15 protein-coding genes and 2 tRNA genes are annotated in these 15,740 nt (G+C 40.6%); 15 read left to right on the forward strand and 2 right to left on the reverse strand.

Annotated features, from left to right (window positions below; all coding sequences use genetic code 11):
• Positions 1-135 precede the first annotated feature (135 nt).
• From spoVG to ACIQXH_RS19475, 15 genes are all read left to right on the forward strand, one after another.
• Complete coding sequence (spoVG, locus tag ACIQXH_RS19405; RefSeq protein ID WP_034316332.1) at positions 136-432, forward strand: septation regulator SpoVG; 297 nt, start codon at positions 136-138, stop codon at positions 430-432.
• A 574-nt stretch (positions 433-1,006) separates the two neighbouring features.
• A complete protein-coding gene (gene glmU, locus ACIQXH_RS19410) occupies positions 1,007-2,380 on the forward strand; it encodes a bifunctional UDP-N-acetylglucosamine diphosphorylase/glucosamine-1-phosphate N-acetyltransferase GlmU (RefSeq protein WP_402875905.1) in 1,374 nt (457 codons plus the stop codon).
• 15 nt (positions 2,381-2,395) lie between these two features.
• Positions 2,396-3,349, forward strand: a complete 954-nt coding sequence (locus tag ACIQXH_RS19415; RefSeq protein WP_402875907.1) for a ribose-phosphate diphosphokinase — start codon at positions 2,396-2,398, stop codon at positions 3,347-3,349.
• Positions 3,350-3,555: 206 nt separating this feature from the next.
• Positions 3,556-4,194: a 50S ribosomal protein L25/general stress protein Ctc gene (locus ACIQXH_RS19420; protein ID WP_402875909.1), complete on the forward strand. Its 639-nt coding sequence runs from the start codon at positions 3,556-3,558 to the stop codon at positions 4,192-4,194.
• Between the two features lie 245 nt (positions 4,195-4,439).
• The gene (gene pth, locus ACIQXH_RS19425; protein WP_402875912.1) at positions 4,440-5,000 is read left to right on the forward strand and encodes an aminoacyl-tRNA hydrolase; all 561 of its coding nucleotides are present in this window, start codon (positions 4,440-4,442) and stop codon (positions 4,998-5,000) included.
• 107 nt (positions 5,001-5,107) lie between these two features.
• Complete coding sequence (fin, locus tag ACIQXH_RS19430) at positions 5,108-5,338, forward strand: anti-sigma-F factor Fin (protein ID WP_402875914.1); 231 nt, start codon at positions 5,108-5,110, stop codon at positions 5,336-5,338.
• A 151-nt stretch (positions 5,339-5,489) separates the two neighbouring features.
• Positions 5,490-9,026 (forward strand): transcription-repair coupling factor, encoded by a 3,537-nt coding sequence (mfd, locus tag ACIQXH_RS19435; protein WP_403125360.1) that lies wholly within the window; start codon positions 5,490-5,492, stop codon positions 9,024-9,026.
• Between the two features lie 184 nt (positions 9,027-9,210).
• Complete coding sequence (gene spoVT, locus ACIQXH_RS19440; protein ID WP_402875918.1) at positions 9,211-9,747, forward strand: stage V sporulation protein T; 537 nt, start codon at positions 9,211-9,213, stop codon at positions 9,745-9,747.
• 214 nt (positions 9,748-9,961) lie between these two features.
• A complete protein-coding gene (locus ACIQXH_RS19445; RefSeq protein WP_403125362.1) occupies positions 9,962-11,593 on the forward strand; it encodes a putative polysaccharide biosynthesis protein in 1,632 nt (543 codons plus the stop codon).
• Positions 11,580-13,058: a bifunctional methyltransferase/pyrophosphohydrolase YabN gene (gene yabN, locus ACIQXH_RS19450; RefSeq protein ID WP_402959602.1), complete on the forward strand. Its 1,479-nt coding sequence runs from the start codon at positions 11,580-11,582 to the stop codon at positions 13,056-13,058. The genes ACIQXH_RS19445 and yabN overlap by 14 nt, the downstream gene beginning before the upstream one ends.
• 25 nt (positions 13,059-13,083) lie before the next feature.
• The gene (locus ACIQXH_RS19455; protein WP_402875960.1) at positions 13,084-13,347 is read left to right on the forward strand and encodes an RNA-binding S4 domain-containing protein; all 264 of its coding nucleotides are present in this window, start codon (positions 13,084-13,086) and stop codon (positions 13,345-13,347) included.
• Positions 13,348-13,420: 73 nt separating this feature from the next.
• Positions 13,421-13,729, forward strand: a complete 309-nt coding sequence (yabP, locus tag ACIQXH_RS19460; protein WP_402875924.1) for a sporulation protein YabP — start codon at positions 13,421-13,423, stop codon at positions 13,727-13,729.
• Entirely contained in the window at positions 13,726-14,358 is a 633-nt protein-coding gene (gene yabQ / locus ACIQXH_RS19465) for a spore cortex biosynthesis protein YabQ (protein ID WP_402959604.1), read from the forward strand. The genes yabP and yabQ overlap by 4 nt, the downstream gene beginning before the upstream one ends.
• 14 nt (positions 14,359-14,372) lie before the next feature.
• On the forward strand, positions 14,373-14,759 hold the full coding sequence (locus ACIQXH_RS19470; protein WP_402875928.1) for an FtsB family cell division protein: 387 nt from the start codon (positions 14,373-14,375) through the stop codon (positions 14,757-14,759).
• Between the two features lie 79 nt (positions 14,760-14,838).
• Positions 14,839-15,297 carry a S1 domain-containing RNA-binding protein gene (locus ACIQXH_RS19475; RefSeq protein ID WP_402875930.1) on the forward strand — a complete coding sequence of 153 codons (459 nt, stop codon included), beginning with the start codon at positions 14,839-14,841 and terminating at the stop codon, positions 15,295-15,297.
• Positions 15,298-15,521: 224 nt separating this feature from the next.
• Here ACIQXH_RS19475 and ACIQXH_RS19480 read toward each other — a convergent pair.
• Positions 15,522-15,593 (reverse strand) — tRNA-Glu (locus ACIQXH_RS19480).
• A 16-nt stretch (positions 15,594-15,609) separates the two neighbouring features.
• A tRNA-Met gene (locus tag ACIQXH_RS19485) sits at positions 15,610-15,683 on the reverse strand.
• Positions 15,684-15,740: the final 57 nt, after the last annotated feature.

Here is a 15,740-nt window from a genome sequence, read left to right on the forward strand (position 1 = left end):
TTTCAGGATGTTTTTAATATTTTTTCAAAACTAGGCTTAATTTTCTAAAAAACTTACAGATAATAGAAGGATTTCCCGTTTATTTGTTGAATATGTACTTTAAGATTTAACAACTAAAAGGGATGGTGAGCTTAAATGGAAGTTACTGACGTAAGATTACGCCGTGTGAATACGGATGGTCGTATGAGAGCAATCGCATCAATTACACTCGATAATGAATTTGTGGTTCATGATATTCGAGTAATTGACGGAAATAATGGTTTATTTGTGGCTATGCCAAGTAAACGTACTCCAGATGGGGAATTCCGTGATATTGCGCATCCGATTAATTCTTCCACACGCGGGAAAATTCAAGAAGCTGTCTTGACAGAATATCATCGTTTAGGAGAACTTGAAACCGAATTAGAGGAAGCAGGAGCAGGAGCTTCTTAAGTGTTTTACATGGTCCATTATAAATAAGTGCAACCAGAGCCTACTTCTTAAGTAGTGCTCTTTTTTATTTTTATGACTTGTAAATATTGAATCTAGAAAAGTAACTGGTACTATCTTCAAAATTACAAATACCCCTTTTGTTTTATGTATAAACATTTTTTTTAGTAAATTTTATTTTTTATAAGAAAAATAATTACTTACCATTAAAGTAAAAATTGATCAATTGTGATTGATGGTCATTACAAGGGCATTCGCCGCATTGAAAGCATTACTTTTACATAGGGAAATAAGGAATGGAATCACTGTATAAACGCGGGTGTTATAGCATTTCAGGGAATGGACCTGCTACTTGATAGTCGCTTTTCACGTACATGGGTGAGAGAAATGCAGCTCATTTTGCAAAGGGGATTATAATGAATGGGGGAATTTTAATTAGTTTTTATTCCCATATTAAGGTCAAAGGTCTGATGGACAGAGGTTAACATTATCATCTACTTTCAAATGTTACCTTGAAAAGAATCCTTATTTAAGATAATATTTTTAATGGATAAAAAGGTGAAAATGGAGGCCTGTTATGAGTAATCGCTATGCAATAATTTTGGCCGCTGGGCAAGGCACTAGGATGAAATCTAAGCTTTACAAGGTTTTACACCCTGTTTGCGGAAAACCAATGGTACAACATGTTATCGATCAAGTCAATCAACTTCAAATAGAAGATATTGTAACAGTTATTGGGCATGGAGCAGAAAAAGTACAAGAACAACTTGGGGATTCATGCAAGTACGCCTTGCAAGAGCAACAATTAGGTACGGCACATGCTGTTATGCAGGCGGAAAGCGTATTAGCAGGTAAAAGTGGAATAACACTTGTTATTTGTGGGGATACGCCCTTAATCAAAGCAGAAACGATGGAAGCGCTTATCGCTTTACATGAAAAAAGCCAGGCGAAGGCAACCATTCTGACAGCGTATGCAGATCAGCCAGATGGATATGGCAGAGTCTTACGTAGTGAAAATGGACTTGTCGAAAAAATTGTCGAGCATAAGGATGCTTCTGTTGAAGAACGATATGTTAAGGAAATTAATACGGGAACATATTGTTTCGACAATCAGGCCTTATTTAGCGCACTGAAAAAAGTTTCAAATGAAAATGTCCAAGGTGAATACTATTTACCGGATGTTATTGAAATCTTAAAACAAGCAGGCGAAACAGTTACGGCCTTTCAATCAAGTAACTTCGACGAAACTTTAGGTGTAAACGACCGCGTCGCTTTATCACAGGCGGAACAAATATTACGGAAACGCATCAATGAGTTGCACATGAGAAATGGCGTCACAATCGTTGATCCGCTTACGACGTATATTGAATCCGATGTGAAAATTGGCCAGGATTCAATCATTTATCCTGGTACAATGATTAAAGGGCGAAGTGTTATCGGAACAGATTGCCAGGTTGGCCCACAATCGGAAATCATAAATTGTGTAATCGGGAATGGAACGGAAATTCGCCAATCGGTTGCACAGGATAGCCAAATTGGTAACTCTGTGAAAGTCGGCCCGTTTGCGCATATCAGACCGGAATCGGATATACAAGATTCCGTGAAAATCGGAAATTTTGTCGAAATTAAAAAGTCCGTATTCGGAAAAGGAAGCAAAGCCTCTCATTTGAGTTATATAGGGGATGCTGAGGTTGGAGAGAATGTTAATATAGGCTGTGGATCTATTACCGTGAATTATGACGGTAAAAACAAATATTTGACGAAAATTGAAGACGATGTCTTTATTGGCTGCAATTCAAATCTCGTTGCGCCTGTAACGATTGCAAAAGGAGCATATGTTGCTGCGGGGTCAACAATCACCAAGGATGTACCGCAGGAAGCTCTGTCAGTTGCCCGGGCACGTCAAGTTAACAAAGAAGATTATGTGAAAAAATTAAAATTCAATAACTAACCCACGGAGGTCATCATGTCAAATCAGTATTTAGATCCTAATTTAAAAGTATTCTCTTTGAATTCAAACTTTGGTTTAGCCCAAGAAATTGCCGCAACAATTGGCGTTGAACTTGGAAAATGTACCGTAACGAGTTTCAGTGATGGTGAAGTTCAAATTAACATAGAAGAAAGTATTCGTGGGTGTGACGTTTATGTCATTCAATCAACGAGCCAGCCTGTAAATGAGAACTTGATGGAACTTTTAATCATGATTGATGCTTTAAAACGTGCTTCGGCAAAAACGATTAACATCGTTATGCCTTATTATGGATATGCACGCCAAGATCGTAAAGCACGCGCACGTGAGCCGATCACAGCTAAGCTAGTAGCAAATCTATTAGAAACAGCTGGCGCACACCGAGTTATTACATTAGATCTTCACGCACCGCAAATTCAAGGTTTCTTCGATATTTTAATTGATCACCTAGTAGCGGTTCCAATCTTGTCTGACTTCTTCAAAGAAAAAAATCTTGAAGATATCGTCATTGTTTCTCCTGACCATGGTGGTGTGACACGTGCCCGTAAAATGGCGGATCGTTTAAAAGCACCGATTGCTATTATCGATAAACGCCGTCCAAGACCAAATGTGGCTGAAGTAATGAACATCATCGGTAACATAGAAGGAAAAACAGCTATTCTGATTGATGACATCATCGATACAGCAGGAACCATTACACTTGCAGCGAATGCCCTTGTAGAGCATGGAGCTAAAGAAGTGTATGCATGTTGTACTCACCCGGTCCTTTCAGGTCCAGCTATTGAGCGCATTCAAAATTCATCAATCAAAGAATTAGTCATCACAAACTCAATTGTCCTTTCTGAAGAAAAGAAAATTGATAAAATTGTTGAATTGTCTGTGGCTCCATTGATTGCTGAGGCGATCATTCGTGTGCATGAAGAACAATCTGTTAGTACATTGTTCGATTAATAGTCAGTTTTAAAAAACATGGTGGGCCTTATGGTCCGCCATTTTTTTATTCTCTGGTTTTTAAAAAAGTTCTCCCTACTCCCCCTTATTCTTTTTTGGAGTCGTATTTCTAGCGTGCCAATATATGTTTAATCTTTCTCTGATAAGGGAAGATTTAAATATATAGTGAAACTGTAATATTTTATATTCAGGAAGGCGGAGGATGTATGAGTAATCTATTAGTAGCTAAAGAACGTAAGGGGACTAAACATTCTAATTTAAAGGACTTAAGGGAAAGCGGAGAAATTCCGGCCGTCGTATATGGGAATAAAAATGGCAGCACAGCCATTTCAGTCAACAACGCGGATTTCCAAAAAACAATAAAAGAAGTGGGCCGTAACGGAATTATTTCGTTAGATTTAGAAGGAACTAAACATCAGGTCATGCTTTCTGATTATCAGAAGGATCCGTTGAAAAACCATGTATTTCATGCCGATTTCTTAATCGTGGACATGAAAGCAGAACTACAAGCACAGGTACGCATCAATCTCGTAGGTACATCCAAAGGGGTTAAAGATGGTGGCGTCCTACAGCAGTCACTACATGAGGTAACTGTTTCAGCTAGACCTGATGATATCCCGGAATCAATCGACGTTGATGTCACAGAGCTTCAAGTAGGTGAAACAATCTACATATCTGACGTCCAATCAAACCAAAAAGTCACAATTGAAAACAGTGGGGAAGAAGTCATTGCTTCTGTATTACCACCTCGTCAAGAAGAGGAAATTAGTACAGGTGAACAGCAAGATGGTGGAATCCCAGAAAATGAGGAAGGCAGGGAGACTAAGCCTTCACCAGAGTCATGATGCCGGGATTATAGAAGTTAATCATGGTATAATAGGCGTAGCTCTTTATGAGTTGCGTCTTTTTTTGCTTCTCTGCATTCGTTAAGGAGTTATTGCTTTTAATTAGAAATAATTTCTAATTAGTTCTCCGGTCGCTTGCGGAAATACTTAAAATTGAGGTACTATTTTTCTAAGGTCACTTATGATTTTTAGAATCTTCGGTCAAACGTAACTCTCTAAATATCAGGAATGACGGAGTGTGAATCATGAAAATCTTTGTAGGGTTAGGAAACCCGGGTAAGCAATATGAAAAAACACGGCATAATGTCGGGTTTGAAGTGATAGATGAGTTAGCTAAAAATTGGTCCATTTCACTTGACCAAGCCAAGCATAAAGGCATTTATGGTGTGGGAATGGTGCGGGGCGAGAAGGTCTTACTACTTAAGCCTTTAACCTACATGAATTTGTCGGGAGAATCCATATCGGCCGTCATGCAATTTTTCAAAGTGGACGTATCGGATGTTATCATCATTTATGATGATCTTGACTTACCGCCCGGAAAAGTACGGCTTCGTCAAAAAGGAAGTGCAGGCGGACATAATGGGATTAAATCAACCATTGCCCATTTAGGTACCCAGGACTTCAATCGAATTAGAATAGGGATTGGCCGTCCAGTCGGTCGTATTCCAGTGCCTGATTATGTCTTGGGCCGGTTTTCTAAAGAAGATTGGGATCATGTCGGGGCTACAATCGAAAAAAGTGCAGCCGCCTGTGAAACATGGCTAGAAAAACCATTTACTCAGGTCATGAACGAATATAACCAATAAGGTTAGAGTAGATATAAGATAAGGAGAAATTTCTTTCTGTTTCGCTGAATAAATCTCCCCTATTTTAGTACATACTAACGGTATTATTAAATAGGGGGTTATCGAATATGGCTCTCCATTATCGTTGCCGGCATTGCGGAACTAAATTAGGTTCACTTGAGCATGACGCATTGACCGCGGAGCAGTTGGGGTTTAATCAACTTACTGATGAAGACCGTCAAGAGATGATCGTTTATGATTCCGAAGGGGATATGCATGTGAAGGCAATATGTGAAGAATGTTATAATTCACTGCAAAATAACCCAGAATATTATGAAAGCGATTATATTATTCATTAGCGGGAGAGGGCTTTGGACAAAAATCCAAAGCATTTTTCCGTTCATTTTAGTATATATGGATTGAAAAATAGAGAATAGGTTTGATTCGGTTATAGAGAGAGTAAATACAATCAAAAGGATTTACGCATGATCAAGAGAGGAGGGACAGACTGTGGATGGATTACAACACTTGTTCTCTAAACAAGATGATGTTCATTCGTTAATAGCAGGCATAGACGAAGGATTAAAAGAACAAATGGTATCTGGCTTGACTGGTTCTTCAAGATCACTTCTGCTGGCATCTGTATATGAGAAGACGAACAGATCAATCTTAGTAGTGACCCATAACTTACTACAAGCTCAAAAGTTCCAGGAGGATTTATCGAGTTTTATCCCGGAAGATGAGCTATTTATATATCCAGCCAATGAATTAATTGCTGCAGACATGAGTGTGGCCAGTCCTGAATTACGGGCACAACGCGTAGAAGCATTGAATTTCTGGGCAAAAGGTAAGAAAGGAATTGTCATTGCACCGATTCCTGGTGTCCGCAGAATACTTCCTCCGAAAGATGTTTGGAAGAAGCATCAGCTTTCCTTTAAATTAGGTGAAGAAATCAATCTGGAATCCACATTGGGTAAATTCATCGCTATGGGGTACAATCGGGCTGAAATGGTGTCTTCCCCTGGGGAATTCAGCATCCGGGGCGGTATCATCGATATCTATCCGATAACGGACCCGGACCCTATTCGGATTGAGTTATTCGATACGGAGATTGATTCTATTAGAACGTTCTCATCAGAAGATCAGCGCTCCATTAAAAAGCTTCAGACCGTAACAATCGGCCCGGTTAGCGAAGCTTTATTGGAAACGATTCATATTGAATCCATTATTTCGAAACTTGAAAGCGGATTAAGTAAGAGCTTGAAAAAGGTAAAAGATGAAAAAACGAAAGAACAATTGGTCCAAACCATCAGCTATGAACTTGAGCAGCTTAAGGACGGTAATAAGCCTGATCAAATCTTCAAATACCTAAGTTTAGCATATGATAAACCAGCTAGTTTAATAGATTATCTTCCCGTAAATGGATTGGTGTTCCTGGATGAAATCAGTAGAATCCAAGAACTTAATGATTCTTTGGAAAAGGAAGAGGCGACATGGTATACAGACCTTATAAGTCGGGGGCAGATTATCCATGATATACAAATGGCCCATCCAATGCATGAATTAATTGCAAAATCAAATCGGCCGTTTGTGTACCTTTCTTTGTTTTTACGTCATGTGCCGCATACGAACCCTCAAAACATCCTTAATTTTTCCAGTAAGCAAATGCAGAATTTCCATGGACAGATGAATGTATTCAAGGCAGAACTGGAACGTTGGAAAAAAGGGAATTTCACGGTGATCATTCTTGGGCAAGATGAGGAACGAGTAAAAAAGCTCCATTCCATATTAGCAGATTATGATATCGAAGCGGCAGAACTCCTAAATGCAAACAGCATCCTTCCTGGAAAGGTGCAGATATTACGCGGCAGCCTTAATAGCGGTTTTGAATTGCCAATGCAGAAATTCAGCATTATTACGGAAACTGAATTGTTTAATAAGAAGACAAAAAAGTCGATTCGCAGGCAAAAACTATCAAATGCGGAACGGATCAAAAGTTATTCCGAATTGAAAATCGGTGATTACGTCGTTCATGTCAATCACGGGATTGGTAAATACTTAGGAATTGAAACGCTAACGATAAACGGGGTACATAAGGACTATCTGCATATCAAGTACCAAGCGGATGACAAATTATATGTTCCTGTTGATCAAATTAACCTTGTTCAAAAGTATGTTGGTTCAGAAGGTAAAGAACCGAAGCTTTATAAGTTAGGCGGAACAGAGTGGAAACGTGTAAAAAGTAAGGTTCAGTCTTCTGTGGAGAACATTGCAGATGATCTAATTAAACTCTATGCAGAACGAGAAGCAGCAAAAGGCTATGCCTTTTCCCCTGACGGCGATATGCAGCGGCAATTCGAAACTTCATTCGCCTATAATGAAACGGAAGATCAACTGCGATCCATTACCGAGATTAAAAAGGATATGGAACGTGAAAGGCCGATGGACCGTTTGCTATGTGGTGATGTGGGTTATGGAAAGACGGAGGTGGCCATTCGTGCCGCTTTTAAAGCAATCATGGATGGTAAGCAGGTCGCTTTCCTTGTTCCGACCACGATTCTTGCTCAACAGCACTATGAAACATTGAGGGAGAGATTCCAGGAGTATCCAATATCCATAGGGCTAATGAGTCGCTTCCGTACAAAAAAACAGCAAACGGAAACGATAAAGGGAATAAAAGCTGGCACAGTGGACATCGTTGTCGGCACACACAGAATTCTATCTAAGGATTTGGTATATCGTGATTTAGGCTTGCTGGTGATTGATGAGGAACAACGCTTCGGTGTAACTCACAAAGAAAAAATAAAACGATTGAAAACCAATGTCGATGTATTGACTTTGACTGCTACGCCTATTCCAAGGACTCTTCATATGTCGATGCTGGGTGTTCGTGATTTATCCGTCATAGAGACACCTCCGGAAAATCGTTTTCCAATCCAGACCTATGTAATGGAGTATAACGGAGGCTTGGTCAAAGAAGCAATCGAACGTGAGTTAGCGAGAGATGGACAGGTTTACTTTTTATATAATAGGGTAGATGATATAGCAAGAAAAGCAGAAGAAATTTCCATGTTAGTACCGGATGCCCGCGTTACCTTTGCTCACGGACAAATGTCCGAGCAGGAGCTAGAAGCCGTCATGTTTGGTTTTCTAGAGGGAGAATATGATGTTTTAGTAAGCACAACCATCATAGAGACCGGTGTGGATATTCCCAATGTTAATACGCTCATCGTTAATGAAGCAGATAGAATGGGCCTTTCCCAGCTTTATCAGCTACGGGGACGAGTTGGACGTTCAAATCGGGTGGCCTATGCATTCTTTACTTATAGAAAAGATAAAGTGTTGACTGAAGTTGCCGAAAAACGTCTCCAATCTATTAAGGAATTCACCGAACTAGGATCAGGATTCAAAATTGCCATGCGGGATCTATCCATCAGGGGAGCAGGAAATATATTAGGTGCTCAACAGCATGGATTCATCGATTCAGTTGGTTTTGATTTATATTCTCAAATGTTACAAGAGGCTGTTGAGGCAAAACGTTCGGATAAACCAATCGAAGAAAAGTCTACACTTGAAATTGATGTTGAAATTGATGCATACATCCCAGATGCCTACATAATGGACGGACATCAGAAAATAGAAATGTATAAACGGTTCAGAGGCGTTGCTTCTCTAGAAGAAGTTGAGGAATTAAAAGAGGAGATGCTCGATCGATTTGGCGAGTACCCGGAAGAGGTTGCTTATCTATTTTTAATCGCTGAAATGAAGGTGTTTGCTAATACGGCTGGTATTGAGAGCATCAAACAGCTTAAACAGGAAATCACCATCCTCCTTAGGGAAGAAGTAAGCAGCATCGTGGACGGTCAAAAGGTCTTTGAGCTTGGCTCGAAATACGGCCGTATGGTTGGCTTCGGTATGGACGGTAATCGAATGAAACTTGTTCTGCACATAAAAGGTGTAGAACAAACCAAGTGGTTACCTATACTTTTCGAGATGACCAAAGGCCTCCAGTTCGTCAAAAAAGAAATACAAGCGACAAAAAATTAATGAGAAGATGGTTCTCTTGAAGAAGCCTTCTGGCACACTTATAAAAAATACATCAAAAAGAAATATTTTTTCAAAGTGTATAGAACTTACCATTAGAAAAATACTAAGTTCAATAGCTGGTGATGTTTTTGCTTTACAAAAGAGGATATATCAAATCAATTAGATGAAAGTGAGGCAACATTAGATGAAAGCAACTGGTATCGTTCGGCGAATTGATGATTTAGGTAGAGTTGTCATCCCAAAAGAAATTCGAAGGACTCTCCGCATCCGTGAAGGTGACCCATTAGAAATCTTCGTGGACAGAGATGGAGAAGTCATTCTAAAGAAATACTCCCCTATTAGTGAACTAGGTGATTTTGCAAGAGAATATGCAGAAGCAATATATGATAGCCTAGGAAATCCAGTTATGATATGTGATCGTGATACTTACATTGCTGTAGCGGGCGGGTCTAAAAAGGACTATTTAAATAAAAGCATCAGTGACTTGGTAGAAAAAATCATGGAGGAAAGAAATCCTGTCCTTGAATCACCGAATGGACAAATTTCCTTCGTGGATTCAAATGATGAAGAAGTTCAATCTTATGCAGCAGCTCCGATCATAGCCAGTGGTGACCCGATAGGTGCGGTTCTGATTTTCTCTAAAGATGGCGCATTAGGTGAAGTTGAACAGAAGTCGGTTGAAACAGCAGCTAGTTTCCTTGCAAGGCAAATGGAACAGTAAGTCAGGAAATGCAATTATATATATGGATGTGTAAAGGGCAGCGATCGCTGTCCTTTTTGTTCTTTTAAAAAAAGATCATAACAGGAAGTCCCATGAATAAATGGAATCGTGATTTTGGGTGGAGGATCGTGTTAAGAGGGGACCCTGTAAGTAAAATAACTTCAACAAATTGTGCTATAATAACAACCACATATAAGTGAAAAGGGGAAAAAGAATGGCTGAAAAGCCTTATAAAACTTCAAGGGATATCTTTCGAGGAGCCTTGATTTTAAGTGCTGCGGCCATTATCGTGAAAATTTTGAGTGCAGCCTATCGCATTCCATATCAAAATGTCGCCGGGGATATCGGGTTCTATATTTATCAACAGGTATATCCTTTTTACGGAGTGGCTTTGACACTCTCTACGCTTGGTTTTCCCGTGGTTATATCAAAACTCATTGCAGAACGGGGCTCTTCCGAAAATGACTACACGATAAAAGACATTCTGTCGACTGCTTTGGTTGTTTTAGGTTCCATCGGTTTATTGTTATTCATGGCTTTATTTCTCGGAGCGGATTGGATTGCGGAGATCATGAGAGACCCAGAGTTATCAGGGCTTTTGAAAATCATAGCATTTTCCTATTTACTCATGCCGTTTTCATCCGTTTTAAGAGGATTCTTTCAAGGGGAAAATGATATGATTCCAACGGCTGGCTCCCAGGTCGCTGAACAAAGTATCCGGGTTGTAACCATCCTTGTATTATCGACACTGTTTGTGCATATGGGCTATTCTCTGTATGATGTCGGTAAGGGCGCGGTCTTCGGTTCGATTACGGGAGGGATATCAGGGCTTGTGCTGTTGTTTGCCTTCGTGCTTTTGAGACGGGAGTGGAAGCTGTTTAAGCCAATGGGTGTTAAGTGGCCCCACTTCATCCGTATTTCCAGGAGCTTAATCTTTCAAGGTTTTGCCTTTTGTGCGACCGGCCTTATACTCATCCTGTTTCAATTCGTGGATTCCTTGCACCTCTACTCGTTATTGAGAGGGTCCGGGATGGGTGAAGGAGAAGCCAAAGGGTTGAAAGGGGTCTATGACCGGGGACAACCTTTGCTTCAGTTGGGGACCGTCGTGGCGAACTCTTTTGCATTGGCGCTTGTCCCTGTTATCTCCGGGTTTGCCCGGGACCGTAATGATCAAGAAATTCTAGGAAAGGTTAGATTGGTGTTGCGTGTGAGCGCAACGATTGGATTGGCTGCCGCCGTGGGTTTGATGGCAACGATGAGACCGGTCAATTACATGTTGTTCACAGACTCAAAAGGTACAGTCACCTTAGCCATCTATTCCATATCGATATTATTTACGTCACTAATCATGGCAAAAGCTGCGGTGATACAATGTCTGGGTCATTCGGTAGCCCCGGTAATCATCACGCTAATCGGGGTAGGGAGCAAGTGGCTATTAGATCTTGCCCTTATCCCTCGCTATCACATTGCAGGGGCGGCATGTGCTACCGTTCTGGCTTTCTTTATCATGACGATTTTGTTTTATATAGTAGTAAAGGTACATATCAAAAAGCCTTTATTTGAAAAGAGGCACCTGTATATTATTTTAGGAAGTACGGCTTGCATGGGATTGGCAGTCCTGCTATTCAATGAAGCATTCCGCTGGGTGATGTCACCTGAAGAAAGTAGGATGCTTGCTACATTCCAAGCATTAGGCGGAGTGGGCATGGGAGCAGTGATCTTTTTATTCATGATCATCCGTACTGGGTTGTTCACGGAAGAGGAGCTTGCCTTGATACCAGCAGGGTTAAAAGTTAAACGGCTTATTAAAAAGAAGAATCGAGGTACTGAAAATGTTGACGAATGAGATAACGATTATAGGTCTTGGTGCGGGCGATTTAGACCAGCTCCCATATGGAATCTATAAGAAACTGACTCAAACAAAGGAATGCTTCGTCCGGACAATGGACCACCCGGTCATCACGGATTTGACGGCGCTAGGAACTAAGTTCCTTTCTTTTGATTCAGTATATGAAAAACATGACCAGTTCGAAGCTGTATACGAGGAAATATCAGAGACGTTATTAAGCGAAGCCATGAATGGTCCTGTTCTATACGCTGTACCAGGCCACCCGATGGTTGCCGAGAAGACGGTCCAGCTCTTACTGGAGAAAGGACCGGACCGTGGAGTTGCCATCAAGCTTGAAGGTGGTCAAAGCTTCCTTGATCCTCTATTCCAGGCCGTGAAGATTGATCCGATTGAAGGATTTCAACTTCTGGATGGAACGGATCTTTCCCCGGACGACTTACATATCCGGCAACACATGATCATCGGGCAGGTATACGATGCCTTCAGTGCTTCTAACGTGAAATTGACGCTGATGGAGAAGCTTCCTGATGACTATACAGTGTATATCGTAACAGCGGCAGGAAGTAGCGAGGAAAAGGTTACCCAATGTGCGCTTTATGAGTTAGATCGGCAAATGGAACTGAGCAACCTAACGAGTGTTTATGTACCGCCCGTTAAAGAAGAGGCCTTGCAGTACCGGGAATTTTCCAAGCTTCGTCAAATCATTGCGCAGCTTAGAGGACCTGATGGATGTCCGTGGGATAAGAAACAAACACATGAGAGCCTAAAAAAATATTTAATAGAAGAGGCTTATGAACTGATAGACTCAATCGATGAAGAAGATGATGATGGAATGATTGGGGAATTGGGGGACGTGCTGCTACAAGTGATGCTTCACGCGCAAATTGGTGAAGATGAAGGCATGTTCACTATAGATGATATAATTGGCGGGATTTCGGCTAAAATGGTCCGGCGCCATCCTCATGTGTTCGGAGATGTAGAAGTGAGTGGCGAGGAAGACGTTTTAGTGAACTGGCAGAAAATCAAAGAAGAAGAAAACGGACAAGACGCAGACAGGGATGTCTCCCTTTTAGATGGTGTGGAGAAGTCACTGCCAAACTTGCTTCGTGCCGAGGATTATCAGAAAAGGGCAGCGAAGGTCGGGTTCGACTGGGGAGAGGTTTCCGAAGCATGGAAAAAGGTTATAGAAGAAGTGCAAGAATTTGAAGACGAAATGAAGGATCCTAACCCAAATAAAGATCGGATAAAGTCCGAATTGGGCGACCTCTTTTTTGCGCTTGTCAATGTTTCGCGCTATTATGACATACAAGCAGAAGAAGCTGTCCATAAGGCAAATCTTAAGTTTTATAAACGGTTTACATATATAGAAGAATGTATCAAAAAGGAGGAAAAGAATTTCTCTGATTATACACTGGAGGAATTGGATTCCTATTGGAATGAAGCCAAAGCAAAAGGACTTTAAATTATAAGGGGATGTAAACATGCCAATGAGATTAGATAAATTCCTTAAGGTATCAAGATTAATCAAGCGAAGGACCCTTGCAAAAGAAGTTGCGGATAAAGGTCGTATCACCATCAATGGGCAACAGGCAAAGGCGAGTTCAAATGTAAAAGAGGGTGACGAATTAACGGTGCGTTTTGGTCAAAAGTTGGTTACCGTCCGCGTAGAGAAAATCCAGGAAACGACGAAGAAAGAAGCAGCCGCCGAGATGTTTTCAATCATTAAGGAAGAAAAGCTGGCAGAAGAGTAGGGACAGGCTTGTTCTAATTCATCCCATCTGCACATACACTTGTACAAAATCAATGGTATTGTGAGGGATGGAAATGAGCCAATATATTGATCCAAATGCTGGTTATACAAAAGGAACGATTCAGGAACATGATGTCACGATGAAGGGCCGTCGTTTATTGGATATTACCGGGGTGAAACAAGTGGAAAGTTTCGATAACGAAGAGTTTCTGCTTGAAACATCCATGGGCTTCTTATCTATTCGTGGACAAAATTTACAAATGAAGAATCTAGATGTGGATAAAGGGATTGTTTCAATCAAGGGGAAGGTATTTGACCTCGTATACTTAGATGAACAATCTGGGGAGAAAGCTAAAGGCTTCTTTGGCAAATTGTTCAAATGACCCTGACGATTCAATTTTATACGTTGCTTGCGATGATTGGAATGGGCAGTTTGTTTGGTGCTGCCCTAGATACGTATAACCATTTCTTGAAGCGTTCAGAGAGGAATAAGTGGATTGTTTTCCTCCATGACTTTCTTTTCTGGATCATTCAAGGCCTAGTCATTTTTTATGTCCTGTTTTTAGTGAATGAGGGTGAGCTACGCCTCTATTTATTTTTGGCCTTATTATGCGGATTTTCTGCCTACCAAGCTCTTTTTAAAGATTTGTATCTTCGATTATTGTCATTTGTCATTTCTTTGGTGGTCAAGTTGTTTAGATTTCTAACAGAACTGGTCCGCCTGGTACTATTTGAGCCAATTAAATGGATCATCATGACCATGTTTGTATTCATCATGGGGATAGGCAAGGGTGTCGGAACGCTTTTAAAAGGGATAGGTAAAGTGATTCTCTTTGTATTAAATATATTCTGGAAGCCTCTAAAATGGATATTTTTAAAAATGTGGAATTTATTTCCGGTTTTTGTTACAAAAAATGGCGAGAAGTTTTATAATAAAGGCAAAGGGATTTTATTGAAAATGAAGAATTCTATTAGTGAGACAATCCATAAATGGAGAAAAAGAAGAAAATGAGGAGTGATAGGACCATGAGCAGCCTCAAGAAAAGGAATGTAGCAAAAATCGAAAATCCTTATGTCGCTCAACAAGAGAAAAAGGTACAAACAGTCAAAAAAAAGAAACGTGGTTTAGTCCGCCGACTAACGCTATATTCCGTTTTCGCTGCTATCTTTTTGATTGTGGCTGTGTCCACTCTCGTTACGCAGAATATTGCCTTAGATGAAAAAGTACAGCAAAAGGAAGAACTAGAAGGAAAGTTAGCGAAAATGGAAAAGAAAGAGTCACTTCTTAAAGAAGAGATCGTAAAACTGAATGATGAGGAGTACATCGCAAAGATCGCGAGAAGGGATTACTTCCTATCAGATAAGGGTGAAGTCATCTTCAACCTTCCAAAGGCGAAGGAAGATAGCGACTAATATTGACACTATTTTTTTACTTTAGCTATAATATAAGTGAAGAGATTTTTTAACATTTCTAAGGAGGAACATTTTTTTTATGTCAATCGAAGTAGGCAGCAAGTTACAAGGAAAAGTAACGGGCATTACTAATTTTGGTGCATTTGTAGAGTTAGCCGAGGGTTCTACGGGTCTTGTCCATATCAGTGAAGTAGCGGATAATTATGTCAAAGATATTAATGACCATTTGAAGGTTGGGGACATAGTTGAAGTGAAAGTCATCAATGTGGAAAAGGACGGTAAAATTGGCTTATCCATAAAAAAAGCAATAGACCGACCTGAGGGAGAGAGAAAACCTGCGTATACACCACGTCCGCGCCAGGGAAGAGGGAATGATAATCGTTCGAAAGACTCTCGTTCTAAAGGGAATGGTTTTCAACCTAAGGAAAACTTTGAGCAAAAAATGGCTAAATTCTTAAAGGATAGCGAAGACCGCTTAACGACACTCAAGCGAAGCACCGAAACAAAGCGTGGAGGGCGCGGAGGAAGACGCGGATAAACTTGCTGCTGAAATGGATTAGCAACGTTTCTGTTAATAATTCATAGTATGAATACAAATATAGATCATGGATAAAGGCAAGCCTACTAGGCTTGCCTTCTTTTAATATAGTGATAGGTTCAAAAAACTGATCTTAGCTATGGCAAAAAGACTTATGCCAACTAAAAAGCGCCTCGGTTTACTCTCCTAATGAAGAGGGAACCGAGGCGCTTTTTTTTATGGGATGACCCGTACGGGAATCGAACCCGTGTTACCGCCGTGAAAGGGCGGTGTCTTAACCGCTTGACCAACGGGCCAGAATTAGTAAAAAGATAGCGGCAGAGGGGATCGAACCCCCGACCTCACGGGTATGAACCGTACGCTCTAGCCAGCTGAGCTACGCCGCCATAATGATAAGTGCTACTGAAGCACAAGTTATATCTTACAGTCGTGCTAGAGGATTG

Source organism: Peribacillus sp. NPDC097225 (assembly GCF_044761955.1).
Taxonomy (GTDB): Bacteria; Bacillota; Bacilli; order Bacillales; family DSM-1321; genus Peribacillus.

Coding starts and splice junctions, on each gene's coding strand:
- spoVG (WP_034316332.1), top strand. CDS start 136: ATGGAAGTTACTGACGTAAGATTACGCCGTGTGAATACGGATGGTCGT.
- glmU (WP_402875905.1), top strand. CDS start 1,007: ATGAGTAATCGCTATGCAATAATTTTGGCCGCTGGGCAAGGCACTAGG.
- ACIQXH_RS19415 (WP_402875907.1), top strand. CDS start 2,396: ATGTCAAATCAGTATTTAGATCCTAATTTAAAAGTATTCTCTTTGAAT.
- ACIQXH_RS19420 (WP_402875909.1), top strand. CDS start 3,556: ATGAGTAATCTATTAGTAGCTAAAGAACGTAAGGGGACTAAACATTCT.
- pth (WP_402875912.1), top strand. CDS start 4,440: ATGAAAATCTTTGTAGGGTTAGGAAACCCGGGTAAGCAATATGAAAAA.
- fin (WP_402875914.1), top strand. CDS start 5,108: ATGGCTCTCCATTATCGTTGCCGGCATTGCGGAACTAAATTAGGTTCA.
- spoVT (WP_402875918.1), top strand. CDS start 9,211: ATGAAAGCAACTGGTATCGTTCGGCGAATTGATGATTTAGGTAGAGTT.
- ACIQXH_RS19445 (WP_403125362.1), top strand. CDS start 9,962: ATGGCTGAAAAGCCTTATAAAACTTCAAGGGATATCTTTCGAGGAGCC.
- yabN (WP_402959602.1), top strand. CDS start 11,580: ATGTTGACGAATGAGATAACGATTATAGGTCTTGGTGCGGGCGATTTA.
- ACIQXH_RS19455 (WP_402875960.1), top strand. CDS start 13,084: ATGAGATTAGATAAATTCCTTAAGGTATCAAGATTAATCAAGCGAAGG.
- yabP (WP_402875924.1), top strand. CDS start 13,421: ATGAGCCAATATATTGATCCAAATGCTGGTTATACAAAAGGAACGATT.
- yabQ (WP_402959604.1), top strand. CDS start 13,726: ATGACCCTGACGATTCAATTTTATACGTTGCTTGCGATGATTGGAATG.
- ACIQXH_RS19470 (WP_402875928.1), top strand. CDS start 14,373: ATGAGCAGCCTCAAGAAAAGGAATGTAGCAAAAATCGAAAATCCTTAT.
- ACIQXH_RS19475 (WP_402875930.1), top strand. CDS start 14,839: ATGTCAATCGAAGTAGGCAGCAAGTTACAAGGAAAAGTAACGGGCATT.